The organism is Neorhizobium puerariae, assembly GCF_042429745.1.
Taxonomy (GTDB): Bacteria; Pseudomonadota; Alphaproteobacteria; order Rhizobiales; family Rhizobiaceae; genus Neorhizobium; species Neorhizobium puerariae.
Genome location: NZ_JBHMAA010000013.1, coordinates 19,665 through 45,405 on the forward strand (window position 1 = coordinate 19,665; position 25,741 = coordinate 45,405).

The following is a 25,741-nucleotide window of genomic DNA, read 5'->3' on the forward strand; positions in this document are numbered from 1 at the left end:
ATCCGCCTCAATGCCCCGGCTTGGAACCGGCCGCCGCCTCGCCGCGCATCTTCGCGAGCCAGGCCGCACCCGCGGCATCGGCCGCGGTGGTGCCGTCGGTCGGGGGTGGGGCCGCCTCTGCATGGGCAGCCTCCGGGGCACCTTGATCGGAACGGATGACATCGGCATCCGTTGATTTCGACCACCGCTTGCCGCCTTCCGCCGATGTTCTCGGCTCGGGCGCCGGCTGTTCCGGGGAAGCCTTCGCGGCTGCGGCGGATGCCGGTTGCCCCGCAGGCTCCGCTTCACCGCCGCTGCCGAAGATCATCCCTTTCAGGGAAGCCAGAAGCCCGCCCTCCTCCTTCGGCCCCACATCCGCCTGTTTCGCATCTGCCTGTTTCGGAGCGGTGGATTGGGCGCCATGGTCTTCCGCCGCAGCCGCAATGCCATGGTCGGCGGCAGGCGCCGCCTGCGCTTCCGGCTTGGCGGCCGCGTGATCCGCCCCCTCGCCTTCCGCCGGCGCTTCGGTCTTCGAACCGAAGATCATGCCGGTGATCGAACCGAGGAAGCCGCCGCTCTCCTTGGCCGCGACTTCGCCGCCTTCGCCATGTCCTTCTGCGGCCGGAGCATCGTGGCCTTCGGCAGCAGGCGCTTCGCCATGACCGGAAGCCTCACCATGGCCACCGCTTTCGCCGTGGCCACCGGAAGCCTCGCCATGCCCGCCGCCTTTCTTCTTCCCGCCCTTCTCGCCGTGACCGCCTGCCGGTGCGCCGTGCTCGCCCTCGGGAGCGGCAACAACCGGCTCGGCGCAATCCGTCTTGTCGGTCAGCCTTGCGGTCAGCGCCTCGGCGTCCTCCAGCGGCAGGTCGATCCGCATGCCATAATATTCGCCGTTCGAATTGGCCGGACCGTCCAGATAATAGGCGGAGTAGACCTGCGCATCGGCGCCTCCCGGCGCCCTGGCGGGATCGGGGATGTAGACGACCTGCGCGCCGACCATGCGGCCGCGCATCCGGGCGCGGTCCTTCGGACCCGCCTTGTCGATCATCGCCACCTGCACGAGATCGGCCTTTTCCTTTTCCTGGACAGCACGGGCGACCCGCAATGCCGTCCTGATGCGCGCCATGCCGTCCCCGGCCTCGTCGCTCACCACGTATTTGCGGACCCAGTAGCGCTGGTCGCGCTTGATCCTGATCGTCTCGACGGCGGTGCATTCGAGACCGTTGAGTTCGAGATAGGAGGGGCCGAGAATCCTGTCGCTGCCAATCAGCACGGCCGCAGCGCCGCTGCCGCCGCCGAGAACGACGATGCCCCCCATCACCAGCAGGAAGAACTTCTTCGAGAACCGGAACCTGGGACCCTTCACTTGCCGAGCTCCGGCATGATCAACTCCATTTTACGCAGAACAACACCATGGAATGTCGGCGGGATATTCTCCTATTCTTCTTGAGGAAGCTTTAAGCCGAAGGTTCTCTTTTTCGATTGTTTGCCGGTGCCGGCCGGCTGCCGCGCCTCACCCTGTCCCATTCCGGAATACCGCCTAGTTGCGAATGATTTGCAATAGCATTGACAGATGGAGAATCCTGGCTAGGTTAGATTGAGAATGAATTGCAACAAAAGGTTCGACACCGTGATCCCCCTTAGGAAACTTGCCGCCATTGCCGCCGTTCTCGTCAGCCTGCCCGCGTTTGCCCACGCCCAGGAAAAGCCGAAGGTCGTAACCACCTTCACCATCATCGCCGACATGGCGAAGAACGTCGCCGGCGATGCCGCCGAGGTGGAAAGCATCACCAAGCCGGGCGCGGAGATCCATAACTACCAGCCGACGCCGCGCGACATCCTGCGTGCCCGCGATGCGGATCTGGTGCTGCGGAACGGCCTGAACCTGGAACTCTGGTTCGAGAAGTTCCTGACCAATCTCGGCAAGGTGCCGAGCGTCACGGTCTCCGACGGCGTGGAGCCGATGGCGATCGCCGGCGGCGCCTATCAGGGCAAGCCCAACCCGCACGCGTGGATGTCGCCGGAAAACGCCGTCATCTATGTCGAGAACATCCGCAAGGGCCTGGCGGAGATCGACCCTGCGCACGCCGCCGTCTATGCGGCCAACGCCAAGGCCTATACGGACAAGATTCACGCGGCCGTGCAGCCGATCCGTGATGCGCTTGCCGCCCTGCCCGAAGGTCACCGCTGGCTGGTGACGAGCGAAGGCGCCTTCTCCTATCTCGCCCGCGACTTCGGCCTCAAGGAACTCTATCTGTGGCCGGTCAACGCCGACAGCCAGGGAACGCCGCAGCAGGTGAAGGCCGTCATCGACGCCATGCGTGAACACGACATCAAGGTCATCTTCAGCGAAAGCACGGTCTCCGACAAGCCGGCGAAACAGGTCGCTTCCGAAACCGGGGCGGAATACGGCGGCGTGCTCTATGTCGATTCCCTGAGCGAGGCGGACGGGCCGGTGCCGACCTATCTCGACCTGCTTCGTGTGACCACCCAAACCATCGCCCGAGGTCTCGCATCATGATGATGGGCAAGACGAAACCCGCCGGTGCCGGCCTGAAGCTGGAAAACGTCACGGTCGCCTACCGCAACGGGCTGACGGCGCTGCGTCACGCGAGCTTCGCGGTGCCGAAGGGAACGATCACCGCGCTTGTCGGCGTCAATGGCGCCGGCAAGTCCACCCTGTTCAAGGCGATCATGGGCTTCGTCACCCTGACTGAAGGCTCGGTCGAAATTCTCGGAATGCCCGCGCGCGAAGCGCTCAGGAAGAACCTCGTCGCCTATGTGCCGCAATCGGAAGAGGTGGACTGGAACTTTCCCGTTCTCGTCGAGGACGTGGTGATGATGGGCCGTTACGGCCACATGAATTTCCTGCGCATCCCTTCCCGCCACGACCACGACATGGTCACCCAGGCCCTGAAGCGGGTGAACATGGAGGAATACCGCAAGCGCCAGATCGGCGAGCTTTCCGGCGGCCAGCGGAAACGCGTCTTCCTGGCCCGCGCGCTGGCGCAGGAGGGGCAGGTGATCCTGCTCGACGAACCGTTCACCGGCGTCGACGTGACCACCGAGGAACAGATCATCACGCTCCTCAAGGCGCTGCGGGACGAAGGCCGCGTCATGCTGGTCTCGACCCATAACCTCGGCAGCGTACCGGATTTCTGCGACCGCACGGTCTTCGTCAAGGGCACGGTGCTCGCCTATGGCAGGACCGAGGACACGTTCAACGAGGCCAATCTCGAAAAGGCTTTCGGCGGCGTGCTGCGCCATTTCATCCTCGGCGGCGCGGACCTGCACGAGGACGCCGACGAACGCCGCGTCAAGGTCATCACCGACGACGAGCGGCCTTTCGTGACCTACGGCAACGGCAGACAACAGAAGCCGAAGGAGAAGGCCGATGCTCCAGACGCTCCTTGAGCCGTTTTCCTACGGCTACATGCTGAACGCCATCTGGGTGAGCGCGCTGGTGGGCGGCGTCTGCGGCTTTCTTTCCGCCTACCTGATGCTCAAGGGCTGGTCGCTGATCGGCGACGCGCTCTCCCATTCCATCGTCCCCGGCGTCGCGGGCGCCTACATGCTGGGTCTTCCCTTTTCGCTCGGCGCCTTCATTTCCGGCGGACTGGCGGCTGGCGCCATGCTCTTCCTCAACCAGCGCACGCGGCTGAAGGAAGACGCGATCATCGGGCTCATCTTCACCTCCTTCTTCGGGCTCGGCCTCTTCATGGTGTCGCTCTACCCGACCGCCGTGAACATCCAGACCATCGTGCTCGGCAACATTCTCGCCATCACGCCGGAAGACACGCTGCAGCTCGTCATCATCGGCGGCGTCAGCCTGGCGATCCTGGCGGTCAAGTGGAAGGACCTGATGGTCGCCTTTTTCGACGAGAACCATGCCCGCACCATCGGTCTGAGGCCGGACCTCCTGAAAGTGCTGTTCTTCACCCTGCTTTCGGCATCCACCGTCGCCGCGCTGCAGACGGTCGGCGCATTCCTCGTCGTCGCCATGGTGGTGACGCCGGGAGCGACCGCCTACCTGCTCACCGACCGGTTCGAAAGGCTGATCCTGATGGGTCTCGTCATCGGCGCGGCGACCAGTTTCGTCGGCGCCTATCTGAGCTATTTCCTCAACGGAGCCACGGGCGGCGGCATCGTCGTGCTGCAGACGGTCCTGTTCCTGGCCGCCTTCCTGTTCGCGCCGAAGCACGGAATGCTCGCCGCCCGCCGCCGGTTGCGCCGCACGCTGGAGGAGACGCCATGAGCGACCTTGTCGACCTCGCACTCTTCCCGTTCCAGATCGATTTTATGCAGCGGGCCTTCGTAGTGACGCTGATGATCGCGCTGCCGATGGCGATCCTCTCGTGCTTCCTGGTGCTGAAAGGCTGGTCGCTGATGGGCGATGCGGTCTCGCATGCGGTGCTGCCCGGCGTCGTCATCGCCTACATCCTGGCCATCCCCTTGTCCGTCGGCGCTTTCGTGGCGGGCATGGTCTGCGCTCTCGCGACCGGTTTCCTGAAGGAGAACAGCCGCATCAAGGAGGACACGGTGCTCGGCATCGTCTTTTCCGGCATGTTCGGGCTGGGGCTGGTGCTCTTCGTCAAGGTGCAGAGCGACGTGCATCTCGACCACATCCTGTTCGGCGACATGCTCGGCATCCTGCCTTCCGACCTCGTGGAAACGGGGCTGATCGCGCTGGTGGCGACGCTCTTCCTCGTCATCCTGCGCAAGGACCTGCTCGTGCATTCCTTCGACGAGCGGCATGCGAAAGCGATCGGCCTGCCGACAAGGCTCCTGCATTACGGGTTGCTGGCGGTATTGTCCCTGACCGTCGTCGGCGCGCTGAAGGCGGTCGGCATCATCCTCTCCGTCGCCATGCTGGTCGCGCCCGGCGCAATCGCCTTCCTGCTGACCCGCCGCTTCAGCGCCATGCTGGCGACGGCGGCGGCGATTGCCCTCGGCACTTCGATCGCCGGCATCTACATAAGCTTTTTCATCGACAGCGCCCCGGCGCCGACCATCGTGCTGCTGATGACGATCCTCTTCATCCTCGCCTTCGTAAAAACGACGATCAAGGCCCGCGCCGCCGCCTGATTTTTCGCACCCTCTTGCGCAAGCATGGGTGCGGGTATATACCCGCACCCATGCCAAGCGATACGTGCCACTGCATCCTGCTCAGAAAGGCGTCGCGGAGGGTCTCGTCCTATTACGACGACGTTCTGGCGCCGCTTGGCGTGAACATCGGACAGTTCAGCCTGCTGCGCCACATCAACCGGCTGGGACCGGTGTCGCTGACCGAGCTTGCCTCGAAGGTCGAGCTCGACCGATCCACGGTCGGCCGCAACGCCAAAGTGCTTGAGCGCGCCGGATTGATCGCGATCGGCCACGGGGCGGACCAGCGCGAGGCGATGCTGTCGCTGACGGAAAAAGGCCGCGACCTGCTCCGCGAGGGGAGCCCCCTCTGGGATAGCGTCCAGGAGAATATCGAGGCCCGGCTTGGGCCGGACAAGACAAGACAATTGCAGGAGCTGCTGGCAGCTCTCTGATTTTTTCGATCAAATACGGGTATATACCCACAAAGAGATGCTGCAGGTGCGGCAACGACGAGGAAAGGGTTCGCAATGCTCTCCACTACCGCCGCCCGCTGGATGGCCGGCAGAAATCTCCATTACGGATGGGTCATCGTCGCCACGACCTTCCTGACCATGCTCGCGACGGCGGCGGCCATGGGCTCCGCCGGCGTGATGATCCAGCCGCTGCACCAGGAGTTCGGCTGGGATGTCGCCGACATTTCCTTCGCCATGGCCGTCCGCCTCGTGCTGTTCGGCCTGCTCGGCCCCTTCGCCGCCGCGTTCATGAACCATTTCGGCATCCGGCAGGTGGTGGCGACCGCGCTGGCGCTCATCACCGGCGGCATCGTCGTCTCGCTGTTCATGACCGAAATCTGGCAGCTCGTGGCGCTCTGGGGCATCGTCATCGGCGTCGGCACCGGCATGACAGCCATGGTGCTGGCCGCCACGGTCGCCTCGCGCTGGTTCTCGAAGCGCCGCGGCCTCGTCATGGGCATGCTGAGCGCCAGCAACGCCACCGGCCAGCTGCTCTTCCTGCCCCTGCTCGCCGACCTCAGCGAAACCTACGGCTGGCGCGCGGCGCTGGTGCTGACGGCCGCCGCCATCATCGTCGCCATGCTCCTCGTCCTCCTGCTGATGCGGGATCACCCGGCCGATGTCGGCCTGCCCGCCTATGGCGAAACCACCGTCGCCAAGCCCCCGAAGCAGGATCACAAGCTCCTCGCCACGCTCGTTTCGCCGCTCGCCACGCTGAAGAGCGCATCCGGCAGCGGCACGTTCTGGGTCCTGTTCGGCACCTTCTTCGTCTGCGGCCTCTCCACCAACGGCCTGATCCAGACCCACTGGATCTCGATCTGCGGTGATTTCGGCATGACGGCCGTCGCCGCCGCCAGCACGCTGGCCGTCCTCGGCATCTTCGATTTCTTCGGCACGATCGGCTCCGGCTGGCTCTCCGACCGTTACGACAACCGCATCCTGCTCTTCTGGTATTACGGGCTTCGCGGCCTGTCGCTGGTCTATCTCTCCTTCTCCGGCTTCAGCTTCTACGAACTCTCGGCCTTCGCCGTATTCTACGGCCTCGACTGGATCGCCACCGTGCCCCCGACCGTCCGGCTGGCCGCCGACAGGTTCGGCCGCGAAAAGGCCGGCCTCGTCTTCGGCTGGGTCTTCACCGGCCACCAGCTCGGCGCGGCGACCGCCGCCTGGGGCGCCGGTTATTTCAAGAGCGGCTTCGACACCTATATGCCTGCGCTGCAGATCGCCGGCGTGATGTGCATGATCGCGGCGGTCTCCGTGCTGTTGCTGCGGAAGCCGGATTCCGCGACCATGGTGCCGCAGGCGGCCTGACAGGCCGCCCATCCGGCTGCGGGGCCATACCCCGGCCCGAAAACAGAAAAGGCCCGTCTGAAGACGGGCCTTCTTTCATTCCGGTCGTGATCCGGTTCAGGCGGCCGCGAGCGTCAGCTCCTTGCGGACCATCTGGCGCAGCGCGACAAGGTCCTTCGCGAAGAGGCGAATGCCTTCCGAAAGCTTTTCGGTCGCCATGGCGTCCTCGTTCATCATCCAGCGGAACTGCTTCTCGTCGAGCGACTGCAACGGCTCGGCCTTGAACGTATCCGGCGAGAGCTTGCGCTCCAGCTTGCCGTTGTCCTTGTCGAGTTCCTCGAGCAGCGCCGGGCTGATCGTCAGCCGGTCGCAGCCGGCAAGCGCCTCGATCTCTCCGGCATTGCGGAAGGAAGCGCCCATGACGATCGTCCGGATGCCGTTCGCCTTGTAGTAGTTGTAGATCGAACGGACGGAAACCACGCCCGGATCTGTCTCGGCGGTGTAGTCCTGGCCCGTCGACTTCTTGTACCAGTCGAGGATGCGGCCGACGAAGGGCGAGATCAGGAAAACCTTTGCCTCGGCGCAGGCGATCGCCTGGGCCTGGGAGAACAGAAGCGTCAGGTTGCAGTCGATGCCTTCCGTCTGCAGCACTTCCGCCGCGCGGATGCCTTCCCAGGTGGAGGCGAGCTTGATCAGGATGCGGTCGCGCTCGATGCCGCGCTCCTTGTAGGCGGCGATGATCGACCGCGCCTTGGCGATCGACGCTTCGGTATTGAAGGAAAGGTCGGCATCGACTTCGGTCGAGACGCGGCCGGGAACGAGTTCGGAAAGCGCCGCGCCCACGGAAATCGCCAGGCGATCCGCCACGGCGGCGACAACGGCCTCTTCCTGCCCGCCCTGCTTGCGGCCCCAGGCGATCGCTTCCTTCACCCTGTCGGCAAAGATCGGCGTTCCAAGCGCCTTCAGGACGATGGTGGGGTTGGTCGTGCAATCCACGGGCTTCAGGCGGGCGACCGCCTCGATATCGCCGGTATCGGCGACGACCGTGGTCATGGAACGAAGTTGCTCTAGTTTCGACGTCATCCGGATAATCCTTGATATCAATCCCTAACGCTTTCGGCGCACTTTTGCTCCCCGGCGTCCCTCGGAAAACTATCCTCCTTCCGCGACAGGGAAGTCAAGACTTTTGTTCTTCGGAATTGACATATGTTTCAGTTGAGCCAATATCGTCGGAATGCCGAAACATTCCCGCCGGAGGCCCGTTGGCGAAGCTCAGACGCGAGACCCACACCGTCTATTCCGAAGCCGCCTCCCTCAGGCTGCGAGCGGCCTGGCTTTATTATAACCAGGGTTTGACGCAGAAAGATGTCGCCGAACGGCTCGGCATCAGCCGCTCGACGGTGATCCGCCTGCTCGACGAGGCGATGAAACGCTCCGAAGTGCAGATCTGGATCAGCGAGGGGATCGACGGCTGCGTGGAACTGTCGACCCGGCTGGAAAAGGCCTACGGACTGGATGAGGCGATCGTCGTGCCCGCGCCGCGCGACGGCAGCGCCACGGCGATGGCGAGCGCCGTCGGCCTGGCATTGGGCCAGTTCCTTTCCGAAGTGGTGCAGAACGACATGACGATCGGGGTGGGCTGGGGCCGCACCATGACCGCCTCGCTTTCGAGCTTCCGTCCGCCGCGGCGGGAAAACTGCAAGGTCGTTTCCCTGCTCGGCGGGATCGTCGCCGTCCACCAGACGAACCCTATCGACTATACGTGGCGTTTCGCGGGCCATCTCGGCGCCGAATGCTACATGTTCCTCGCACCGCTTCTCGTCGATTCGGTGACCACCAAACGGGCGCTGATCGAAAAATGCGGGCTGAACACAATCTACGACCTGGCTGAAAACCTCGATCTCGCGGTGGTGAGCTGCGGAGATATCGGCCCGCATTCCACTTCGCTTTCGGAAGGCTTCATCTCGAAGGCCGAACTCGACCGGCTGATCGCCGCCGGCTGCGTTTGCGACACGATGTTCAACTTCCTCGACGAACATGGCCGTTCGGTGGATCACGCGCTGAACGAGCGGGTAATGTCGGTCGACCTCGATACCTTGAAAAAGGCAAGGCACATCGTGCTCTCCTCGGGCGGCGCGCACCGGGCGGTCGCCATCCGGGCCACCATCCGCCGCATCGGCTGCAATACGCTGATCACCGACGAGACCGGAGCGCGGGAGCTTCTGCGGCTTGCCGAAACGAGCGCCGCCGCGGAATGACCCGGGGGCGTCAGCCCCGCCCCGCGCCGCGGAAGAGCCCGGTCCTAGTCGCGGACAACAACGACCGGCGGCGGCGGAAGCGTCAAGGCGTCCACAAGCAGCATCGCACCCTCCTCCAGTTCAATATCCGACAACTCATCCGTTTCTTCTACCGGAGGCAAATCATACTGCTCAGGGCGCTCCGGTGTCGGCAACAATTCCAATCTCCATTATTCAGAGTCTATATTACATAATTACTTCACAACGGTCCGATTCTACTATCTATCCGCGATCAACAATTCAATCAACAGCAAACGCCCGGAAAATGGCGGGAATATAGAGCGCCGTGCGTCCTTCCGCACGCACAAACGACGCTCTACCTTATTGAATCCAAGCATCGGCCGCGACCGGGAAGGCAGGCATTGCCTGACGGCATGAAACGGCATTGGCGCGGCCCGTCCTGCCGACGGGCCGCGCCAAGATTTCCATGGTCGATCGGGAAAGACAATGCGCCATTCTGCCGATTGCCGGGCGCGGCGAATCAGGCTTGGCCGGCTTCCCAGCCGAGAATCGCCCGCTTGCGGGTAAGGCCCCAGTGATAGCCGGTGAGCGCGCCGCCTTTGCCCAGCGCCCGGTGACAGGGCACCACGAAGGAGACGGGATTGGCGCCGACCGCCGCCCCCACGGCCCGGCTTGCCGTCGGCTGGCCGATATCGCAGGCGACATCGGAATAGCTGACCGCCTTGCCGAACGGGATCTTCAGCAGGCTCTGCCAGACGCGGACCTGGAAGTCCGAACCGATAAGGACGACTTTCAGGGGCTGGTCGGACGACCACTGCGAACGGTCGAAGATGCGCGCGACATAGGCCGCGGTGGTTCCCTGGTCCTCGACATATTCGGCATTCGGCCAGCGGCGCGCCATATCCTCGAACGAGGCCTTCTCTCCGCCGGAATCGGCAAAGGCAAGGCCGGACAGACCGCGATCCGTCGCCATGACGAGCGCGATGCCGAAAGGCGACGGATGAAAGCCGTAACGGATGATGAGCCCGCCGCCCCGCGCCTTCCATTCGCCGGGCGACATGGCCTCATGGGTGACGAAGAGGTCATGCAGTCTGCCGGGGCCTGAAAGGCCGAGTTCGTAGGAAGCCTCGAGCAGCGGCAGTTCCTCCCTGCCCAGCAGGCGCTTGGCGTGGTCGAGCGTGACCGCCTGCAGGAAGGCTTTCGGCGAAAGCCCCGCCCAGCGGGTGAACACCTTCTGGAGCTGGGTCGGCGACTGGCCGAGTTCGGCGGCGATGGTTTCGAGCGACGGCTGGTCGCGGTAATCGAGCGTGATCATCTCGATGACGCGGCGGACGGTTTCGTAATCCGAGCCGACCGGCGTCATGTCGATGGCGGGTTCGGCGATCTTTGCAAGAGCGTTCATGGCATCTCTCCTTGTCATGCATAGATGCCCCTTCGGCTTCGCCGAAACCACCCGTTTCTTGCGTCAGATCCGTTGTTTCACCGTCGCCAGCGCACCCCGAAGGGCCTTGGCGAAACTTTCGCGGTCGTCCGGATTGAGGAAGGAACCGATATCGGTAAACCGCCCCTCGCCCGTCACATACATCGAGGTGATGCCGAACTCCTGGTGCCGGTTGACCCGGAAACGCGCCCAGAACGGGTTGAAACGGTGCTCCACCATCCGCCCTGCCGGCGAGAATTTGCGGATCGAGAGGCTGGAGCGGGAAACAGTCACCTCCTCCCGCGCCCTGCCGGACCGGTAGCTCATCTTGAGCGCGACATAGAGGAGGAGAAAATCGAGCCCGAAGAAGAAGCCGATCGGCCATGCGCCGGTGACCAGGAAGAAACCTCCGTAAAGAAAGCAGATGGCGCCGGAAAGCGCGAGCACGACATGAAAACCGCGCCGGCCGAGCGAGCGGTAAGCCGTGAGCTCGGCTGCGAAAACAGGCTGATCGTCGGAAACGTCCACGTTGCTTTCCCTTGTGCGGAACGCCTATAGAAGGATATGGCGACTCCCAAGACCAAATCCAGCACCAGCACTTTGCAAAAGTCAAATCGCGCTTCCGTGCGCGGCAAGCCGAAACGCTTCAGATCCGCCTATTCGAAGGCGGAACTGGAGGAGATCTTCCGCCGCTTCTCGGTGCAGCGGCCGGAGCCGAAAGGCGAGCTGGAGCACGTCAATCCGTTCACGCTGGTGGTGGCGGTGGCCCTGTCGGCCCAGGCGACGGACGTCGGCGTCAACAAGGCCACGAGAGCCCTCTTCAAGGTGGCCGATACGCCGGAAAAGATGCTCGACCTCGGAGAGGAAGGCGTTACCGGATACATCAGGACGATCGGCCTTTATCGCAACAAGGCGAAGAACGTCATCGCGCTGTCCCGCATGCTGATCGATGAATTCGGCTCGGAAGTGCCGAGGACCCGCGAAGAGCTGATGCGGCTGCCGGGCGTCGGGCGCAAGACCGCAAACGTCGTCATGTCCATGGCATTCGGCATTCCCACGCTGGCGGTGGACACGCATATCTTCCGCCTCGCCAACCGCCTTCTGCTCGCCCCCGGCAAGACCCCGGACGAGGTGGAGGAGAACCTGCTCAAGGTCATCCCGGACCACTATCTCTTCCATGCGCATCACTGGCTGATCCTGCATGGCCGCTACACCTGCAAAGCGCGCAAGCCCGAATGCGAGCACTGCATCATCGCCGATCTCTGTCGCTCGCCGGAAAAGACCTGCGACGTGCCGGCGCCGCTCGTCGAGCTACCGCAGCAGGTGATCGGCCTCGCTGAGGCCGTCCAGTAACGCCGCGATCGCCGCTTCATAATTCGCGCGATCGCCGCCGCAATCGATGGCGATCGCCGCGCGCTCGAAAGCGGCCGAGACCAGCACCGTTAGCGGATCGAGAAGCGGAAGCAGCTTCGATCCGGCGAGCAGGTGCGAAAGCCCGGCCTTGAGGCTCGATTCCGTGGGGTCCTCGGCAAGCAGCGCCGGAGCCTGACGCAGCAGGAGCCAGGTGCGCCCGGGCGCCGTCATCGCATCGAAATAGGCCGAAGCCCCCTGCAGCAGCGCCTCCCGCGCCGACGCGGCATCGGCGGATTTCGCCTCGATCTCCTCCGCCACCTCGGCCGCCTCCCGCTCGACAACGGCGGCGAACAGCGCCTTCTTGTCCGTAAAATGATGATAGAGGGCGCCCCGCGTCACATTGGCTGCCGCGACGATGTCCGGCGTCGCGGTCTCGGCATAACCCCTTTCGACGAAGAGTTCCCTTGCCGCATCCAGGAGGGCGGTGCGGGTGGCATCGGTGCGTTCGCGGTTGCTGCGCGACATTTCGATCCTCCACATATTCACATGCAGACAGAATGTATCTATAATATCATACAGGCAGAATGTATCACAACTCGCAAGGAGGGAGAAGCCGTGAAGGTCACAAGCTATTACCCCGTCGTCATGACCGACGATGTCGCTGGCACCGCCGCTTTCTACATGCGGCATTTCGGTTTCGAAGCGCTGTTTTCAGCCGGCTGGTACATGCACCTGCAATCGAGGGAGAACCCGGGCATGACGCTGGCGATCCTCGACGGCAGCCACAACACCATCCCGGAAAGCGCGCGCGGAAGGGTGTCCGGCCTGATCCTCAACGTCGAGGTGGAGGATGTCGATGCGGTCTATGATCGCCTGAAGAGCGCCGGCCTGCCGATACGTCTCGATCTCCGCGACGAGGATTTCGGCCAGCGGCATTTCATCACCGCCGATCCGAACGGCGTGCTGATCGACATCATCAGGCCGATCCCGCCAAGCGCCGCATTCGCCGCCCTCTACGACGCCTCCGCCCTGCCCGACTAACCCCGGAAGGCCGGGTCGCGTTTCGAAATCGCCTTGTGGAGATGCACCATGAGGCCGGCGGCGAAGAGCGGCGTCAGCAGGTTGACGATCGGGACCGCCAGGAAGCAGGCGATCAGAAGCCCCGCCAGGAACACGGTCGAGGAATGTTTCGACCGGAAGGCGCGCGCCTCCGACGGCGGACGGAAGCGCATCGCCGCGAACTCGAAGAATTCCCGGCCGAGCAGATAGCCGTTCACCAGGAAGAAGGCGATCAGGTTGATGCCCGGAACGAAGAGCAGGATCAGCGCGATGACGTTGCCGACGATGACGACGCCGAGGAACTTGACGGAACTGGCGATCGCCTCCCCGAGCGGCATGGCCTTGCCGGGCGGGTCGTCGGGATAATCACGCTTCTCGACCACGTCCGCCACGTCGTCGAGGAAGAGGCCGGCGATCAGCGCCGTGATCGGCGCGATCAAAAGGGCGAGCGCCAGTGCGAGACCGATGCCCGCGACGACGGCCGCCACCAGCGTCAGCCAGCCCGTCCAGTCCGGCATGTCGGGAAAGAAGGCCGCGAACCAGGGCCAGGCATAGAGCACGAAAAGCTCCCGCAACGCGAACCATACGCCGATGAGCACGAGGACGGTCAGCCCCAGCGTCTTCCAGAAGACGGCGCGCGTCTCAGGCGCGAAGAGATTGATGAGCGAAAGGCGTGCGGCGTCCAGGATCATCGGCGTCTCCAGTGATGCCGCAGAGATGTAGGTGGCCGGAAGCCGGCAAGCAAGGAGGAGAGGCGGCAGTACGGAGACATGCCTCACGGTCCGCTTCGGCCCACGACAGACGTCCTCGCGACATGACCGGACGAGTTGATTAAGGCGGATAATTTCCCCAACTGACAAATGATGAAGCGAGAGCGAGAGGATACCGGAAAGATTCATTCTTCACTACCTTGCATAGCACGGTAGCTTGCTATATCTATCTCTTAGACCAGAGGACGCCATGACTGACTCAATCCAAATTCAATTGCGAAAGGGTGCGCTCGATCTCTGCGTCCTGGCCGTACTCTCTCGAGGGGAAAGTTATGGCTATGAGATTGCGAGCACTCTCGTCGCCGCTGTCGGCATGGGCGAAGGCACGATCTATCCCTTGATGCGACGAATGCAGAATGAAGGCCTGGTTGCCACGCGTCTCGTGGAATCAAGCAGCGGGCCGCCCCGCAAATATTACCGGCTCACGCCGCTTGGCCGGACGGTTTTCGAGGCGCATCGCAGCGACTGGCGCTCCTTTGCGGCCGCCGTCGACAAACTTCTTGAGGATATATGATGAGCAAGGATGCCTTTCTGCGCAGGCTGAAACAGGGACTTGCGGGTCTTCCCGCCAAAGAGGTCGAAGAGATCGTCGCCGATTATTCGGCTCACTTCGCCGAATCCATCACCCATGGCCGCAGTGGAGCGGAGGTTGCCGCCGCTCTTGGCGATCCGGCCAGGATTGCCCGGGAATTGCGCGCCGACATACGGCTGCGGCGTTTCGAAACCCATTGGAGCCTCTCTAATCTCATGGCCGCGATCATGGCCCTTGCCGGTCTCGCGATTGTCGACCTCGTTCTCTTCCTGCCGTTGCTGATCGTGGCGGTCGTCGTGGCGATGGCCTTTGCCATCGTGCTGGTGGCGCTTGGAGCGGTCGGACTGAAGATGACCCTCATGGCTTTGCTCTTCTATCCAAGCGGAGCGCTGAGCGACCAGTTCGCGCGCCTGTTCATCGGCGTCGGACTTGTCAGTGGCTTCGTTGGAGGCGGCGCCTTGCTCCTGATCGCAGTCAGCGCCGGCATCCGCATGTTCGGCCACTATGCCCGATTGCATTTCCGTCTGGCCCAACCGGACCGGCACGACGTTTGAAACTTTCAACATATTTCAGAAGGATGCAGGACATGACTCGAACATTGGCATTTGTCGCAACGACGGGCCTGATTGGCGCCGCTGCTTTTCTATCGCTCGGAATAGCTCTTGCCGGCCCCGATTGGAGCGATGCGGCCCGTTTGTCTGGCCTGGGGGAATCGACCTGCGGGCCGGCCACTTCCTCTCGGCGGCAGGTGACGCTGCCCTTGACGGTGGGCGACAGCCTGGCGATCCATCTGCCGGCCTCGGTCCATTATCAACCGGGCGACAGGGCGGAAGCGGTGATCAGCGGTGATCCCGTTTTGCTCGATCACGTCCGGCTTGAGGCCGGCCGGTTGGATCTGGATTGCGATCCCGGCTGGTTTGCCTCGCGGCTTGAAGTCAAAGTATCAGGCCCGGCGATCACCAAATGGGAATTGCGTGGCAGCGGCGACCTGACCCTGTCGCAGATCAACCAGTCGAAGCTTGAATTGAGCATCAAAGGCAGTGGCGATGCTTCTGCCACCGGAGCCGTGGACGCGGTCGCCCTGGACATCTCCGGGTCGGGCGAGGCAATGTTCAAAGAACTAACCGCAAGATCGGTGCAGGTGGAAATTCGCGGCAGCGGCGATGCCCAGTTGACCGCGCAGGTCGATGCGGACGTTTCGATTTCCGGAAGTGGTGATGTCGAGCTGTTCGGTCACCCGATCATGCGGCACTCGCAGATCAGGGGCAGCGGCAACATTCAGCAAATGCCCTGACATTGTTGCTATCGAAGCGCCGGCCCGCCAATGGCGCAAAGCAGTCGCCACCCCGGGGACACCAGCAAGCCCCGCAAGCGACGTCTACCCGATCGCGCCGAGTTCGTCCCGGTGCCGGATCATCGCGAGAAACCGGCGATAGTCCCGTCCGTATTGTTCCGCACGCGCCGGGTCGGGCAGGCGTTCCTCCGCCCCCCCGCCGTCCATTGCCTGCCCCGCTTCGAACAGCGAACCGTGCACGCCGCCGGCGACTGCTGCGGCCATGGCTGTGCCGAGCAGCACGGCATCGCGGGTTTCGGGGATAACCACCCTGCGGCCGGTGACGTCTGCGTAAAGCTCCAGAAGCAGCTGATTGTTCACATGCCCGCCCGTGACATGGAGCGTCTCGAAGCGGTAGCCGTAATCCGAGATCGCGTCGAGGATGTGCCGGATGCCGAGAGCCACCGCCACGCAGCTCCGCCAGTAGAGCCGGCAGAGCCCGTCGAAGGACGTGTCGAGCGTGAGCCCGCTGATGACGCCGGTCGCATGCGGGTCGGCAAGCGGCGAGCGGTTGCCGTGGAAATCGGGCAGCACATGCAGGTTGGGGGCGATGTCCCCCTCCTCCCCGGCGCGCAGCTCGCCGATGCGATCGATGATCCGGCCATGCAGCTCCGCCGTCGGCTCGCCGCCGGCGGCGTGCATGCGCACGATATGGTCGAGCAGCGCCCCGGCTGCCGACTGGCCGCCCTCGACCAGCCAGTGCTCCGGCAGGACCGCCTCGTAATAGGGGCCCCAGAGACTACGGCCGGGCTTGGCATCCCGGGTGAAGGCGACGATGCAGCTCGACGTGCCGCCGATCAGCGCGACGCTGGTCTCCAGCTTCTGCCCGCCCGAGACGCCGCCGAGCGCGCCGAAAGCCCCCGCATAGGCATCGATCATGCCGGGCGCCACGTCCACTTCGACGTCGAGGCCGAGTTCCTTGGCAGCCTGTGCGCTCAATCGCCCCATGCTCGTGCCGGCCACGGCCGTCTCGTCCGGCAGCCCGCCCTTTTCCCTGAGATCCTCAAGGCCGGCCAGCGCCCAGAAATCCGCGCTCCAGCCGGGTTTCTCGTGAGCGAGATAGTTCCACTTGGCGGTCAGCGTGCAGCGGGAACGCGCCGGCGAGCCCGTCGCCTTCCAGGTGAGGAAGTCCGCAAGGTCGAAGAAATAGCCCGCCCTTTCCCAGCTCTGCGGCAGATGCCGTTTGAGCCACATGAGCTTCGGCATCTCCATCTCGGGCGAAAGCGAACCGCCGGAGAATTCCAGCACCTTGTGACCGGTCGCCGAAAGCTCGTCCGCCTCCCGGATCGCCCGGTGGTCGAGCCAGACGATGGTATCGTGATTGTCCCTGCCGGTCGTGGAAACGCTGAGCGGCCGCCCTTCCCGGTCGCGGGCGACCAGCGAACAGGTGGCGTCGAAACCGATCGCCGCGACGGCGGACGCCGGAATGCCGGCCTCAGCCACCGCCAGCTTCACCGCGCGGCAGGCGGCGGCCCAGATGTCTTCCGAATCGTGCTCGGCGTGGTTTTCCCTCGGGCGGAACATCAGGATCGGGTGTTTCGCCTTGGCGAGCAGGCGCCCGTTGCGGTCAAACACCCCGGCGCGAGCGCTGCCGGTGCCGATATCGACCGCCACGAGGTGATCACGCATCCGGATTTGTTTCCTGTCCCTGTGTTCGCCTCAATCGGCCCCCGCGCCTTAACACGCTTCCCGGGAAACCGATCCTCCGCGACCCTCTATATGTTTTCGGACAAGGTGGATCAAATCCGGCATCGCGTCAAACACGACTTCCGGTGAAAGTGCGTCGATCCTCTCCCGGTAGCCGGGAGCCACGGCATGCGAACCGCCGACGAATGCGAAAACCGCCATGCCGGCGCGGCGGGCGGCCTCGATGCCGGCCGGGCTGTCCTCGATGACGATGCAGCTCTCCGGGTCGGCGCCCATCTGGCTCGCCGCATGCAGGAAGAGATCGGGAGCAGGCTTGCCCCGCGCCACCATGGCGGCGGAGAAGATGTTCGGCTCCAGCTTGTCGATCAGGCCGGTGAGCGTGAGCGACAGGCGGATGCGCTCCGGCTGGCTGGAGGAGGCCACGCAGCGGCGCAGGCCGAGGCCATCCAGCGCCTCGGCAATGCCGCGAATGGGCTGCAGCTCCATGCGGAAACGGTCATAGAGATCGTGCCGCATGTCTTCGAGGAAGCTCTCGTCGGCCTCGACGCCGAATTCCTCGCGCATCGTCCTGGTGACGGTGCCGAGGCTGCGGCCGAGGAAGCGACGATAGGCCTCCTCCTCGTCCATCTCCAGCCCCTTGCGGCGCAGCGCATCCACCAGCACGCGAACCGACACGGGCTCGCTGTCGACGAGGACCCCGTCGCAATCGAAGATCACCAGTGGTCCCGCCGTCTGAAGCACTTTCCCCATCCGTTACTTGACGAGTTCGCCTGCGAGATAGAGTTCGAGCGTTTTCGCCGTTCCCTCTTTCCAGAGCGTCTGCAGCGCGTGCGCGAAGCGCGCCCGGAACAGCCCGGATTTCGAAACCTCGCCGAAGATCTCGTCGAAGGCAAGAAAGGCCTCCGGGTTATCCTTGGCTTTCAGCGCGGCCTCGTGCAGCTTGTCGGCACTTTCATCGTTGAAGGCGATCTTCCTGCCGCTGTCGGACGTGCCGGCGAAATAGCGGCACCAGAGCGCCGAGACGAGCGAGAGGCCGACGATGTCCTTGCCTTGCGTCAGCCGGTCGCGGGTCGAGGGCAGGATGAATTTCGGCTGGCGGTTGGAGCCGTCCTGCGCCAGCCTCGGGATCGTGTCGCCGATCTTCGGATTGAGGAAACGGCGCTCGATCAGCGCGAAATAGTCGTTGAGGTTGATGCCGGGCACCGGCGGCACGATCGGGATGATCTCGTCCTTTTCGAGCTTGGCGAGAAACGCGCGGATCAGCGGATGTTCCATCGCCTCATGGACGAAATGGATGTCGAGCAGTGCCGCCGGATAGGCGATCGTCGCATGCCCGCCGTTCAGGATGCGGATCTTCATCAGCTCGTAGGGCGCGACATCGGACACGAACTGCACGCCGACCTCCTCCAGCCGCGGCCGGCCGGCGGGGAACCTGTCCTCCATCACCCACTGCTTGAACTCCTCGCAGAAGACCGGCCAGTTGTCCTCGATCCCGAAATCCTGCTTCAGGATATCGATCTCGCGCTGGCCGGTGGCCGGCGTGATCCGATCGACCATAGAGTTCGGGAAGGCGACGTTCTGGTTGACCCAGCCGGCGAAATCCGGATCGGAAAGCCTTGCGAGGCCGACGACGGTATTTTCCGTCACATGGCCGTTTCCAGGAATGTTGTCGCAGGACATGATGGTGAAGGGTGGAATGTTCCGCTCGCGGCGCAGCCTCAGGCCGGCAAGGATGAGGCCGAAAACGGTTTTCGGATTGCCGGGGTTGGCGGCATCCTCGACGATCGCCGGATGCGAGGGATTGAAATGGCCGGCGGCGTCGATGAAATAGCCGCCTTCGGTGATCGTCATCGAAACGATGCGGATCGCCGGGTCGGCGAGCTTTTCGATGAGGGCCGCCTTCTCGCCCGGCACGATGATGTCGATCATCGGCGCCGTGACGCGGGCCGCCGTCCTGTTGTTGTCCTGCTCCACGACGGTGGTCAGGAAATCCTGCGCCTTGAGCTTCTCGCGCATCGCGGCGTCGGAAGGCAGCACGCCGGCGCCGATGATCGCCCAATCCTGCCCCGAGCCGGTATTGAACAGGTCGTCCAGATAGATCGCCTGATGCGCGCGGTGGAAATTGCCGACGCCGAAATGCACGATGCCGGCAGTCAGGCGTTTCGGATCATAGGCCGGCACGGCGGCGGTGGCCGCAGCATCCTTCAAGCTCGCCAGCGAAAGCTTCACAGTCATTGTCTTCACTCCGGTACGGCCCGGGAAATCCCGGGCCAGATAAATCAGACCAACACTCCGGCCTCGATCGCAAGGCCCCGGCTTGATGGCACGTTGCACTCCCCTGCCGTCATCCCGGGCTTGTCCCAGGGGATCTATCCGCGTCGAGACTACCGGACCGTTCGCAGCCTCGTCACGATCTCAGGCCTTGATCGCCAACCCCTTGTCGTCGAAACGGTGCAGCTTGCTTTCGTCCGGCGTCAGGAAAACCTTGTCGCCGTGATAGGCGCCAAATTCGCCGTCGGCACGCGCCGTGATCGGGCCGATGCCGTCAACGTCGAGATGCAGGAACGTGTCGGCGCCGAGATGTTCGGCAACCTTCACCGTGCCGCTCCAGGTGCCGCTGTCCTTCGACAGGCCGAGATGTTCCGGCCGGATGCCCGCGGTCCTGGCATTTTTCGACTGCGCATAGGCACCGTCGACGAAGTTCATGCGCGGCGAGCCGATGAAGCCGGCGACGAAGAGGTTGCGCGGGCTCTTGTAGAGCTCCAGCGGCGAGCCGACCTGCTCGATATTGCCGCGGTTCAGCACGACGATCTTGTCGGCCATGGTCATGGCTTCCACCTGGTCGTGGGTGACGTAGATCATCGTCGTCTTGAGCTGGTTGTGCAGGTCGCTGATCTCGAGCCGCATCGTGCCGCGCAGCGCCGCATCGAGGTTCGACAGGGGTTCGTCGAACAGGAAGGCGGACGGTTCGCGGACGATCGCCCGGCCGATCGCGACGCGCTGGCGCTGGCCGCCGGAAAGCTGCGAGGGGCGGCGTTCGAGATAGTCGGTGAGGTTGAGAACGCGGGCGGCGGCTTCGACCTTCCGGTCGATCGCCGACTGCTCCAGCTTCGCCATCTTCAGCGGGAAGGCGATGTTCTTCCTGACGCTCATGTGCGGATAGAGAGCATAGGACTGGAACACCATGGCAAGGCCGCGCTGGGCGGGAGCCGCCTGGGTGACGTCCTTGCCGTCGATCAGGATATGCCCGCCGGAGACATCTTCCAGGCCGGCGATGAGGCGCAGCAGCGTGGACTTGCCGCAACCGGACGGCCCGACGAAGACGACGAATTCGCCGTCATTGATTTCGAGGTCGATGGAGGGGATGACCTTGGCTTCGCCGAAAACCTTCGACACCTGCTTGAGCGTGATGCTGCCCATGTCCGTTTTCCTTACTTAACCGCGCCAAACGTCAGGCCGCGCACGAGTTGTTTCTGTGAGAACCAGCCGAGGATGAGGATCGGCGCGATCGCCATGGTCGACGCCGCCGAAAGCTTGGCCCAGAAAAGGCCCTGCGGACTGGAGAAGGAGGCGATGAAGGCCGTCAGCGGCGCCGCGTTCGTGGTCGTCAGCCGGATCGTCCAGAAGGCCTCGTTCCAGGCGAGGATGATGTTGAGGAGCAGTGTCGAGGCGATGCCGGGCACCGCCATCGGCGTCAGCACGTAGACGATCTCCTGCCACAGCCCCGCCCCGTCCATGCGCGCCGCTTCCAGGATCTCGCCGGGGATTTCCCGGAAATAGGTGTAGAGCATCCACACCACGATCGGCAGGTTGATCAGGGTCAGCATGGCGGTGAGCCCGATCCGCGTGTCGAGCAGCCCGAAATCGCGGAACATCAGGTAGATCGGCACCAGCACCGCCACCGCCGGCATCATCTTGGTGGAAAGCATCCACATCAGGATGTCCTTGGTGCGCCTGGTCGGCGAGAACGCCATAGCCCAGGCCGCCGGAATGGCGATGATCAGCGCCAGGATCGTCGAGCCGACCGACAGCACGACCGAGTTCATGAACGGCTTGAAGTAATCGCGCTGGGTCTGCACCGTCACGTAGTTCTCGAACGTGCCGGACGGGATCAGGCTGAAGCCGGCGATCGCCTCCGGTTCGGTCTTCAGGCTGGTGAGGACCGTGTAGAGGATCGGGAAGAAGATGATCAGCGAGACGATCCAGGCGGCGACCGTGGCGATGACCTTGTGTCTTGTCGTAACATTGCGGGCCATGATCTTCTCCTACCGGTCCAGGTTCTTGCCGACGGCGCGCATCAGGAAGAAGGCGACGATGTTGGCGAGCACGACGGCGATGATGCCGCCCGCCGAAGCGCCGCCGACGTCGTAGCCCAGGAGCGCCGTGCGGTAGATCAGGAAGGCAAGGTTGGTGGAGGCGTAGCCGGGGCCGCCATTGGTGGTGACGAGGATTTCCGCATAGACGCCGAGCAGGAAGATCGTCTGGATCAGGATGACGACCGTGATCGCCCGGGCCAGATGCGGCAGCACCAGGTAGATGAAGCGATTGAAGAAATTCGCGCCGTCCATCTCCGCCGCCTCCTTCTGCTCGCCGTCGAGCGACTGCAGCGCGGTGAGCAGGATCAGCGTCGCGAACGGCAGCCACTGCCAGGCGACGATGACGACGATCGAAAACAGCGGATATTGCGCGAACCAGTCGACCGGCCTCAAGCCGAAGAACTTGGCGATGTCGGCCAGCACGCCGTAGCCCGGGTGCATGATCATGTTCTTCCAGATCAGCGCCGCGACCGGAGGCATGACGAAGAAGGGCGAGATCACCAGGATGCGCACGATCCCCTGGCCGAACACCGGCTGGTCGAGCAGCAGCGCCACCGCGATGCCGCCGACCACGGTGATCAGAAGCACCCCGCCGACAATCACCAGCGTGTTCCAGATCGACTGGAAGAAGGCCGGGTCGGTGTAGAAGAACTGGTAGTTGAAAAGCCCCGTGAAGCTCACGTTCGCCGGGTTCAGCAGGTTGTAGTTCTGGAACGAGAACCACAGCGTCATCGCCAGCGGCACGATCATCCAGACCAGAAGAAGCAGAACCGACGGCGCCATCATCAAGCGCGCCAACGTTCTCGTATTTTGCGTTGCCATATCGACGCCCTCCCTTTTTGTTCGCCTTCTCATGGGCGAAAGTATGCGTGTGATCCGCTCCTCCAGCCAGTTGCAAGCTCTGTGCCGGAAAGGCCCCCTGACCCGGACTCCGCTCCGCTCGGCCACCCTCTCCCCACGGGGAGAGGAGGATCGGATACGCTGCGGCACGTCCCCTTCTCCCCTCGGGGAAAAGGTGCCCGAAGGGCGGATGAAGGGGATCGCCCGGCCCGAAACGGGCCGGGCTGTTGTTGGCCGGCGCTTACTTGATGTAGCCGGCGCGGGTCATTTCACGCTTGGTGGCGGACTGCGCCTGGGCAAGCGCGTCGTCGACCGAGGACTGGCCGGCGACGACCGCCGAGAAGAGCTGGCCGACATTCGTGCCGATCGCCTGGAATTCCGGGATCGCGACGAACTGGCCGCCCGTATAGGGCACCGGTTTGACGGTCGGCTTGGTAATGTCGGCCGCCTGCATGGCTGCAAGCGTCGGAGCCGCGAACGGAGCCGCCTTCTTGTATTCCTCGTTGTTGTAGAGCGAGGTCCGCGTGCCCGGAGGAACGTTCGCCCAGCCTTCCTTGGATGCGACGAGCTGGGTGTATTCCTTGCTGGTCGCCCAGGAGATGAACTTCTGGGCCGCGTCAGCCTTCTTCGAGGAAGCCGGAACGGCAAGATTCCACGACCACAACCAGTTGCCGTGGTTCTTCATCTCGCCCTTCACCGGGAAGATCGCGTAACCGACCTTGTCGGCGACCGTCGAGTTCTTCGGGTCGGAGACGAAGGAGGCCGCCACGGTGGCATCCATCCACATGCCGCACTTGCCCTGCTGGAAGAGCGTCAGGTTCTCGTTGAAGCCGTTCGAGGAGGCGCCGGACGGGCCGGCATCCTTCATCAGGTCGACGTAGAACTGCAGCGCCGCCTTCCATTCCGGCTGGTCGAACTGCGGGTTCCACTTCTCGTCGAACCAGCGGCCGCCGAAGGAGTTGGCGAGCGCCGTGACGAACGCCATGTTCTCGCCCCAGCCGGCCTTGCCGCGCAGGCAGATGCCGTTCACGTCCGCCTTGCGGTCGGTGACCTTGCGGGCCGCATCGCCGATGAACTCCCAGGTCGGGTTTTCCGGCATCTTGAGGCCTGCCTTGTCGAACAGGTCCTTGCGATACATGATCATCGCCGACTCGCCGTAGAACGGCGCGGCATAGAGCTTGCCCTCGACCGTCAGGCCGCCGCGGATCGCCGGCAGAAGGTCGTTGGTATCGTATTTGTCGCCGAGCTTGTTGAGCTCCAGCAGCCAGCCCTGCTTGGCCCAGATCGGCACTTCGTAATTGCCGATGGTCAGGATGTCGTACTGGCCGCCCTTGGTGGCGATATCCGTCGTGACGCGTTCGCGCAGCACGTTTTCTTCCAGCGTCACCCAGTTGATCTGGATGTCCGGATTGGCCTTGGTGAACTCGGACGTCAGGCCCTGCATGCGGACCATGTCGCCGTTGTTGACCGTCGCGATGGTGAGGGTTTCAGCCGAAGCCGCGGTGGAGAAAATGCCGGCAAACGCCAGCGCCGAGCAGGCGCCCAGCAAAACCGTCTTCAATGTCATATCTTCCTCCCGAGAAGATTGGATGCGAGCATTCGCTTTGCTCATGAGCAATTACCCATAAAACAGCGAGAAAAGTCAACCGCCATTCGTCGCTGCGATGCAACGGACATAGGTCATCGTCTTGATTTGACTAGGGATATTTTTTGCTCAATCGTCGAGCAATTGCCCTGCGGTCACCTCGTCGGTGATGATACCATTGATGAGGCCGCCCTTCAGGGCTGCGGAAATCGCCGCGAATTTCTTCCGGCCCTGCGCTATCCCGATGACGGAGGACGTCTCCCGCGAGGGTATCGGAACGCTCGCCACCCGGTCGTTGATCGGGTTGTCGAGGAACCGCCCCTGGTGATCGTAGATCCAGCCGCAGATTTCGCCCGCCGCACCGCTTTCGATGAGTTGCAGCATTTCCTCCCTGCCGAGGAAGCCGTCGACGCAGAGCGGGCCGTCGGCGCCGAGCTCGCCGATGCCGACGAAGGTCACGTCCGCCTGGGCGCCGAGCGCCAGCGTCGAGCGCACCAGCGCCTGGTCGTGCAGGGTCTCGCGCTCTTCCGAGGACGAACAGAGGACCGGCAGCGGCATCGGGAAATGCCGCGCCTTGATCGCGTCGGCCATGGAGAAGATGACGTTGTAGAACGCGGCCGAGCCATCCGGCCCGATATTGCCGGTGAGCGACACGATGCGGTGCTGCGGGCACTCCATCGGCGGCAACTGATCGACGGCCGCCTTCAGCGTCCGGCCGGTGCCGATGGCGATCACGATCGGGTCCGGTCGCTTCAGCCAGCGCTCGATCTCCGCCGCCCCCGCTTCGGCGATGCCGACGGTCGAGGAGATGCCGGCCGGATCGCTCGGCACCACCTCGGCATGCCTGAGGCCGTATTTCCGGCGAAGCCCCTCCGAGAGTTCGAGACAGGCCGAAATCGGATGGTCCAGCCTGACCTTGATCAGCCGCTCGGCCACGGCGAGCGACACGAGCCGCTGCGCCGACTGCCTCGAAATGCTCATGGCCGCGGCGATCTCGTCCTGGGTGCGCCCCGCCACGTAGTAGAGCCATCCGGCTCTCGCCGCATCATCGAGCCGCCCCTGCGTATCAGACCGTTTTGCCATGGCAGAAAATCTCCTCCACGCGTTGCTGCCATGTTTTGAGAGTCGCTGTCAAACGGTTGGCGGCAACGGCCTGGTGAGCATTTTGGTTATGCTCAGGCGTTTGAAGTCATACGCAAGGCGTCATCGATCGTCCGTCCCATGAGGTCATAGCGGGCGCGATGCGCCTCCTTCGAAGCTGCCAGCCATCCGACCACATCGATCTTCGTCAGGTCAAGGGAATGGCCGGCGCCTTCCGCAAGCTGCTTGAGATATTGCAGTTGAGTACGGCCGTTCCCCTCGCGGAAAGGATGAACATAGTTCACATCGCCGATGATCCGGCCAGCCTCGGCCGCGAAAGCCGATCTTTCCAGGCCTCGCAGAAAACCGGACTTCGCCAGACGGCTATGAACATCCGCCATGCCCGTTTCGATATATTGTCGAAACTGGAACTGGCTCTCACCCTTGGAAATTTCGACGGTGCGTATCTCCCCCGCCCATTCATAGAGGTCCTGGAAAAGATGGCGATGGATCGCTTTAAGATGCTTGAGGTCGAAATTGCCTTGCGGGATACCCTGGCGAGCACGGATGGTCGAAAAACGACGCTCGGCGAAGTCCAATTCCGCCGGGTCTCTGATATCCAATTTGTTGCTTAAGATCTTTGTGCCTGGATAGACGTATGGATCGCCGCTCATCTAGGGCA

At 63.5% G+C, this 25,741-nt stretch carries 28 protein-coding genes; 12 read left to right on the forward strand and 16 right to left on the reverse strand.

The window, feature by feature from the left end; translation table 11 throughout:
• Positions 1 to 7 precede the first annotated feature (7 nt).
• The gene (locus tag ACFFP0_RS10905) at positions 8 to 1,345 is read right to left on the reverse strand and encodes a hypothetical protein (RefSeq protein WP_377260284.1); all 1,338 of its coding nucleotides are present in this window, start codon (positions 1,343 to 1,345) and stop codon (positions 8 to 10) included.
• A gap of 237 nt (positions 1,346 to 1,582) precedes the next feature.
• Between ACFFP0_RS10905 and ACFFP0_RS10910 the strand changes: the two genes are divergently transcribed.
• From ACFFP0_RS10910 to ACFFP0_RS10935, 6 genes are all read left to right on the forward strand, one after another.
• Entirely contained in the window at positions 1,583 to 2,500 is a 918-nt protein-coding gene (locus ACFFP0_RS10910) for a metal ABC transporter substrate-binding protein (RefSeq protein ID WP_377260286.1), read from the forward strand.
• Positions 2,497 to 3,393, forward strand: a complete 897-nt coding sequence (locus tag ACFFP0_RS10915; protein ID WP_377260288.1) for a manganese/iron ABC transporter ATP-binding protein — start codon at positions 2,497 to 2,499, stop codon at positions 3,391 to 3,393. The genes ACFFP0_RS10910 and ACFFP0_RS10915 overlap by 4 nt, the downstream gene beginning before the upstream one ends.
• On the forward strand, positions 3,374 to 4,234 hold the full coding sequence (locus ACFFP0_RS10920; protein ID WP_377260290.1) for a metal ABC transporter permease: 861 nt from the start codon (positions 3,374 to 3,376) through the stop codon (positions 4,232 to 4,234). The genes ACFFP0_RS10915 and ACFFP0_RS10920 overlap by 20 nt, the downstream gene beginning before the upstream one ends.
• Positions 4,231 to 5,064: a metal ABC transporter permease gene (locus ACFFP0_RS10925; RefSeq protein ID WP_377260292.1), complete on the forward strand. Its 834-nt coding sequence runs from the start codon at positions 4,231 to 4,233 to the stop codon at positions 5,062 to 5,064. The genes ACFFP0_RS10920 and ACFFP0_RS10925 overlap by 4 nt, the downstream gene beginning before the upstream one ends.
• Before the next feature lie 50 nt (positions 5,065 to 5,114).
• Entirely contained in the window at positions 5,115 to 5,516 is a 402-nt protein-coding gene (locus ACFFP0_RS10930) for a MarR family winged helix-turn-helix transcriptional regulator (RefSeq protein ID WP_377260294.1), read from the forward strand.
• Positions 5,517 to 5,591: 75 nt separating this feature from the next.
• Positions 5,592 to 6,887 carry an MFS transporter gene (locus ACFFP0_RS10935; protein ID WP_377260296.1) on the forward strand — a complete coding sequence of 432 codons (1,296 nt, stop codon included), beginning with the start codon at positions 5,592 to 5,594 and terminating at the stop codon, positions 6,885 to 6,887.
• A gap of 96 nt (positions 6,888 to 6,983) precedes the next feature.
• Here the strand turns inward: ACFFP0_RS10935 and tal are convergent, their stop codons facing one another.
• Complete coding sequence (tal, locus tag ACFFP0_RS10940) at positions 6,984 to 7,949, reverse strand: transaldolase (RefSeq protein WP_377260298.1); 966 nt, start codon at positions 7,947 to 7,949, stop codon at positions 6,984 to 6,986.
• A gap of 179 nt (positions 7,950 to 8,128) precedes the next feature.
• On the opposite strand from tal, the gene ACFFP0_RS10945 reads away from it, so the two are divergent.
• Positions 8,129 to 9,124 carry a sugar-binding transcriptional regulator gene (locus ACFFP0_RS10945; RefSeq protein ID WP_377260300.1) on the forward strand — a complete coding sequence of 332 codons (996 nt, stop codon included), beginning with the start codon at positions 8,129 to 8,131 and terminating at the stop codon, positions 9,122 to 9,124.
• A 44-nt stretch (positions 9,125 to 9,168) separates the two neighbouring features.
• Here the strand turns inward: ACFFP0_RS10945 and ACFFP0_RS10950 are convergent, their stop codons facing one another.
• From ACFFP0_RS10950 to ACFFP0_RS10960, 3 genes are all read right to left on the reverse strand, one after another.
• The gene (locus ACFFP0_RS10950) at positions 9,169 to 9,327 is read right to left on the reverse strand and encodes a hypothetical protein (protein ID WP_377260302.1); all 159 of its coding nucleotides are present in this window, start codon (positions 9,325 to 9,327) and stop codon (positions 9,169 to 9,171) included.
• A gap of 317 nt (positions 9,328 to 9,644) precedes the next feature.
• Positions 9,645 to 10,544 (reverse strand): methylated-DNA--[protein]-cysteine S-methyltransferase, encoded by a 900-nt coding sequence (locus ACFFP0_RS10955; protein ID WP_377260304.1) that lies wholly within the window; start codon positions 10,542 to 10,544, stop codon positions 9,645 to 9,647.
• A gap of 45 nt (positions 10,545 to 10,589) precedes the next feature.
• Positions 10,590 to 11,072 carry a DUF2244 domain-containing protein gene (locus ACFFP0_RS10960; protein WP_377260306.1) on the reverse strand — a complete coding sequence of 161 codons (483 nt, stop codon included), beginning with the start codon at positions 11,070 to 11,072 and terminating at the stop codon, positions 10,590 to 10,592.
• Between the two features lie 36 nt (positions 11,073 to 11,108).
• Here ACFFP0_RS10960 and nth point away from each other — a divergent pair, with 36 nt between their 5' ends.
• Positions 11,109 to 11,897: an endonuclease III gene (nth, locus tag ACFFP0_RS10965; RefSeq protein ID WP_377260308.1), complete on the forward strand. Its 789-nt coding sequence runs from the start codon at positions 11,109 to 11,111 to the stop codon at positions 11,895 to 11,897.
• Here nth and ACFFP0_RS10970 read toward each other — a convergent pair.
• On the reverse strand, positions 11,856 to 12,422 hold the full coding sequence (locus ACFFP0_RS10970) for a TetR/AcrR family transcriptional regulator (protein ID WP_377260310.1): 567 nt from the start codon (positions 12,420 to 12,422) through the stop codon (positions 11,856 to 11,858). The two genes, nth and ACFFP0_RS10970, sit on opposite strands and share 42 nt — an antisense overlap.
• A gap of 90 nt (positions 12,423 to 12,512) precedes the next feature.
• Between ACFFP0_RS10970 and ACFFP0_RS10975 the strand changes: the two genes are divergently transcribed.
• Positions 12,513 to 12,938 (forward strand): VOC family protein, encoded by a 426-nt coding sequence (locus ACFFP0_RS10975; RefSeq protein WP_377260312.1) that lies wholly within the window; start codon positions 12,513 to 12,515, stop codon positions 12,936 to 12,938.
• On the opposite strand, the gene ACFFP0_RS10980 is transcribed toward ACFFP0_RS10975, so the two are convergent.
• A complete protein-coding gene (locus ACFFP0_RS10980; protein ID WP_377260314.1) occupies positions 12,935 to 13,648 on the reverse strand; it encodes a sulfate transporter family protein in 714 nt (237 codons plus the stop codon). The genes ACFFP0_RS10975 and ACFFP0_RS10980 overlap by 4 nt on opposite strands.
• A gap of 268 nt (positions 13,649 to 13,916) precedes the next feature.
• Here ACFFP0_RS10980 and ACFFP0_RS10985 point away from each other — a divergent pair, with 268 nt between their 5' ends.
• The 3 genes from ACFFP0_RS10985 to ACFFP0_RS10995 are packed head-to-tail and all read left to right on the forward strand — an operon-like array spanning position 13,917 to position 15,552.
• Entirely contained in the window at positions 13,917 to 14,240 is a 324-nt protein-coding gene (locus ACFFP0_RS10985; protein WP_377260316.1) for a PadR family transcriptional regulator, read from the forward strand.
• Complete coding sequence (locus ACFFP0_RS10990) at positions 14,240 to 14,812, forward strand: DUF1700 domain-containing protein (RefSeq protein WP_377260318.1); 573 nt, start codon at positions 14,240 to 14,242, stop codon at positions 14,810 to 14,812. Before ACFFP0_RS10985 ends, ACFFP0_RS10990 begins: the two co-directional genes overlap by 1 nt.
• 32 nt (positions 14,813 to 14,844) lie before the next feature.
• On the forward strand, positions 14,845 to 15,552 hold the full coding sequence (locus ACFFP0_RS10995) for a GIN domain-containing protein (RefSeq protein WP_377260320.1): 708 nt from the start codon (positions 14,845 to 14,847) through the stop codon (positions 15,550 to 15,552).
• Positions 15,553 to 15,636: 84 nt separating this feature from the next.
• On the opposite strand, the gene ACFFP0_RS11000 is transcribed toward ACFFP0_RS10995, so the two are convergent.
• From ACFFP0_RS11000 to ACFFP0_RS11040, 9 genes are all read right to left on the reverse strand, one after another.
• Positions 15,637 to 17,220 carry an FGGY-family carbohydrate kinase gene (locus ACFFP0_RS11000; RefSeq protein WP_377260322.1) on the reverse strand — a complete coding sequence of 528 codons (1,584 nt, stop codon included), beginning with the start codon at positions 17,218 to 17,220 and terminating at the stop codon, positions 15,637 to 15,639.
• A gap of 48 nt (positions 17,221 to 17,268) precedes the next feature.
• Positions 17,269 to 17,979, reverse strand: a complete 711-nt coding sequence (locus ACFFP0_RS11005; RefSeq protein WP_377260324.1) for an HAD family hydrolase — start codon at positions 17,977 to 17,979, stop codon at positions 17,269 to 17,271.
• A gap of 12 nt (positions 17,980 to 17,991) precedes the next feature.
• Positions 17,992 to 19,473 (reverse strand): mannitol dehydrogenase family protein, encoded by a 1,482-nt coding sequence (locus tag ACFFP0_RS11010; protein ID WP_377260326.1) that lies wholly within the window; start codon positions 19,471 to 19,473, stop codon positions 17,992 to 17,994.
• Between the two features lie 180 nt (positions 19,474 to 19,653).
• On the reverse strand, positions 19,654 to 20,658 hold the full coding sequence (locus ACFFP0_RS11015; protein ID WP_377260328.1) for an ABC transporter ATP-binding protein: 1,005 nt from the start codon (positions 20,656 to 20,658) through the stop codon (positions 19,654 to 19,656).
• An 11-nt stretch (positions 20,659 to 20,669) separates the two neighbouring features.
• Positions 20,670 to 21,494, reverse strand: coding sequence for a carbohydrate ABC transporter permease (locus tag ACFFP0_RS11020; protein ID WP_377260330.1), 825 nt, complete (start codon positions 21,492 to 21,494; stop codon positions 20,670 to 20,672).
• 9 nt (positions 21,495 to 21,503) lie between these two features.
• Positions 21,504 to 22,376, reverse strand: a complete 873-nt coding sequence (locus tag ACFFP0_RS11025) for a carbohydrate ABC transporter permease (protein ID WP_377260332.1) — start codon at positions 22,374 to 22,376, stop codon at positions 21,504 to 21,506.
• Between the two features lie 259 nt (positions 22,377 to 22,635).
• A complete protein-coding gene (locus tag ACFFP0_RS11030) occupies positions 22,636 to 23,961 on the reverse strand; it encodes an ABC transporter substrate-binding protein (RefSeq protein WP_377260334.1) in 1,326 nt (441 codons plus the stop codon).
• A gap of 147 nt (positions 23,962 to 24,108) precedes the next feature.
• Complete coding sequence (locus ACFFP0_RS11035) at positions 24,109 to 25,062, reverse strand: sugar-binding transcriptional regulator (protein WP_377260336.1); 954 nt, start codon at positions 25,060 to 25,062, stop codon at positions 24,109 to 24,111.
• Positions 25,063 to 25,154: 92 nt separating this feature from the next.
• Positions 25,155 to 25,733: a Fic/DOC family protein gene (locus ACFFP0_RS11040; protein ID WP_377260338.1), complete on the reverse strand. Its 579-nt coding sequence runs from the start codon at positions 25,731 to 25,733 to the stop codon at positions 25,155 to 25,157.
• Between the last annotated feature and the right edge of the window lie 8 nt (positions 25,734 to 25,741).

Excerpts from the sequence above, each read along its gene's own strand:
- ACFFP0_RS10910 (WP_377260286.1), top strand. The coding sequence starts at position 1,583 with ATGAATTGCAACAAAAGGTTCGACACCGTGATCCCCCTTAGGAAACTT.
- ACFFP0_RS10915 (WP_377260288.1), top strand. The coding sequence starts at position 2,497 with ATGATGATGGGCAAGACGAAACCCGCCGGTGCCGGCCTGAAGCTGGAA.
- ACFFP0_RS10920 (WP_377260290.1), top strand. The coding sequence starts at position 3,374 with ATGCTCCAGACGCTCCTTGAGCCGTTTTCCTACGGCTACATGCTGAAC.
- ACFFP0_RS10925 (WP_377260292.1), top strand. The coding sequence starts at position 4,231 with ATGAGCGACCTTGTCGACCTCGCACTCTTCCCGTTCCAGATCGATTTT.
- ACFFP0_RS10930 (WP_377260294.1), top strand. The coding sequence starts at position 5,115 with ATGCCAAGCGATACGTGCCACTGCATCCTGCTCAGAAAGGCGTCGCGG.
- ACFFP0_RS10935 (WP_377260296.1), top strand. The coding sequence starts at position 5,592 with ATGCTCTCCACTACCGCCGCCCGCTGGATGGCCGGCAGAAATCTCCAT.
- tal (WP_377260298.1), bottom strand. The coding sequence starts at position 7,949 with ATGACGTCGAAACTAGAGCAACTTCGTTCCATGACCACGGTCGTCGCC.
- ACFFP0_RS10955 (WP_377260304.1), bottom strand. The coding sequence starts at position 10,544 with ATGACAAGGAGAGATGCCATGAACGCTCTTGCAAAGATCGCCGAACCC.
- nth (WP_377260308.1), top strand. The coding sequence starts at position 11,109 with ATGGCGACTCCCAAGACCAAATCCAGCACCAGCACTTTGCAAAAGTCA.
- ACFFP0_RS10970 (WP_377260310.1), bottom strand. The coding sequence starts at position 12,422 with ATGTCGCGCAGCAACCGCGAACGCACCGATGCCACCCGCACCGCCCTC.
- ACFFP0_RS10980 (WP_377260314.1), bottom strand. The coding sequence starts at position 13,648 with ATGATCCTGGACGCCGCACGCCTTTCGCTCATCAATCTCTTCGCGCCT.
- ACFFP0_RS10985 (WP_377260316.1), top strand. The coding sequence starts at position 13,917 with ATGACTGACTCAATCCAAATTCAATTGCGAAAGGGTGCGCTCGATCTC.
- ACFFP0_RS10990 (WP_377260318.1), top strand. The coding sequence starts at position 14,240 with ATGAGCAAGGATGCCTTTCTGCGCAGGCTGAAACAGGGACTTGCGGGT.
- ACFFP0_RS10995 (WP_377260320.1), top strand. The coding sequence starts at position 14,845 with ATGACTCGAACATTGGCATTTGTCGCAACGACGGGCCTGATTGGCGCC.
- ACFFP0_RS11000 (WP_377260322.1), bottom strand. The coding sequence starts at position 17,220 with ATGCGTGATCACCTCGTGGCGGTCGATATCGGCACCGGCAGCGCTCGC.
- ACFFP0_RS11010 (WP_377260326.1), bottom strand. The coding sequence starts at position 19,473 with ATGACTGTGAAGCTTTCGCTGGCGAGCTTGAAGGATGCTGCGGCCACC.
- ACFFP0_RS11015 (WP_377260328.1), bottom strand. The coding sequence starts at position 20,658 with ATGGGCAGCATCACGCTCAAGCAGGTGTCGAAGGTTTTCGGCGAAGCC.
- ACFFP0_RS11020 (WP_377260330.1), bottom strand. The coding sequence starts at position 21,494 with ATGGCCCGCAATGTTACGACAAGACACAAGGTCATCGCCACGGTCGCC.
- ACFFP0_RS11025 (WP_377260332.1), bottom strand. The coding sequence starts at position 22,376 with ATGGCAACGCAAAATACGAGAACGTTGGCGCGCTTGATGATGGCGCCG.
- ACFFP0_RS11030 (WP_377260334.1), bottom strand. The coding sequence starts at position 23,961 with ATGACATTGAAGACGGTTTTGCTGGGCGCCTGCTCGGCGCTGGCGTTT.
- ACFFP0_RS11035 (WP_377260336.1), bottom strand. The coding sequence starts at position 25,062 with ATGGCAAAACGGTCTGATACGCAGGGGCGGCTCGATGATGCGGCGAGA.
- ACFFP0_RS11040 (WP_377260338.1), bottom strand. The coding sequence starts at position 25,733 with ATGAGCGGCGATCCATACGTCTATCCAGGCACAAAGATCTTAAGCAAC.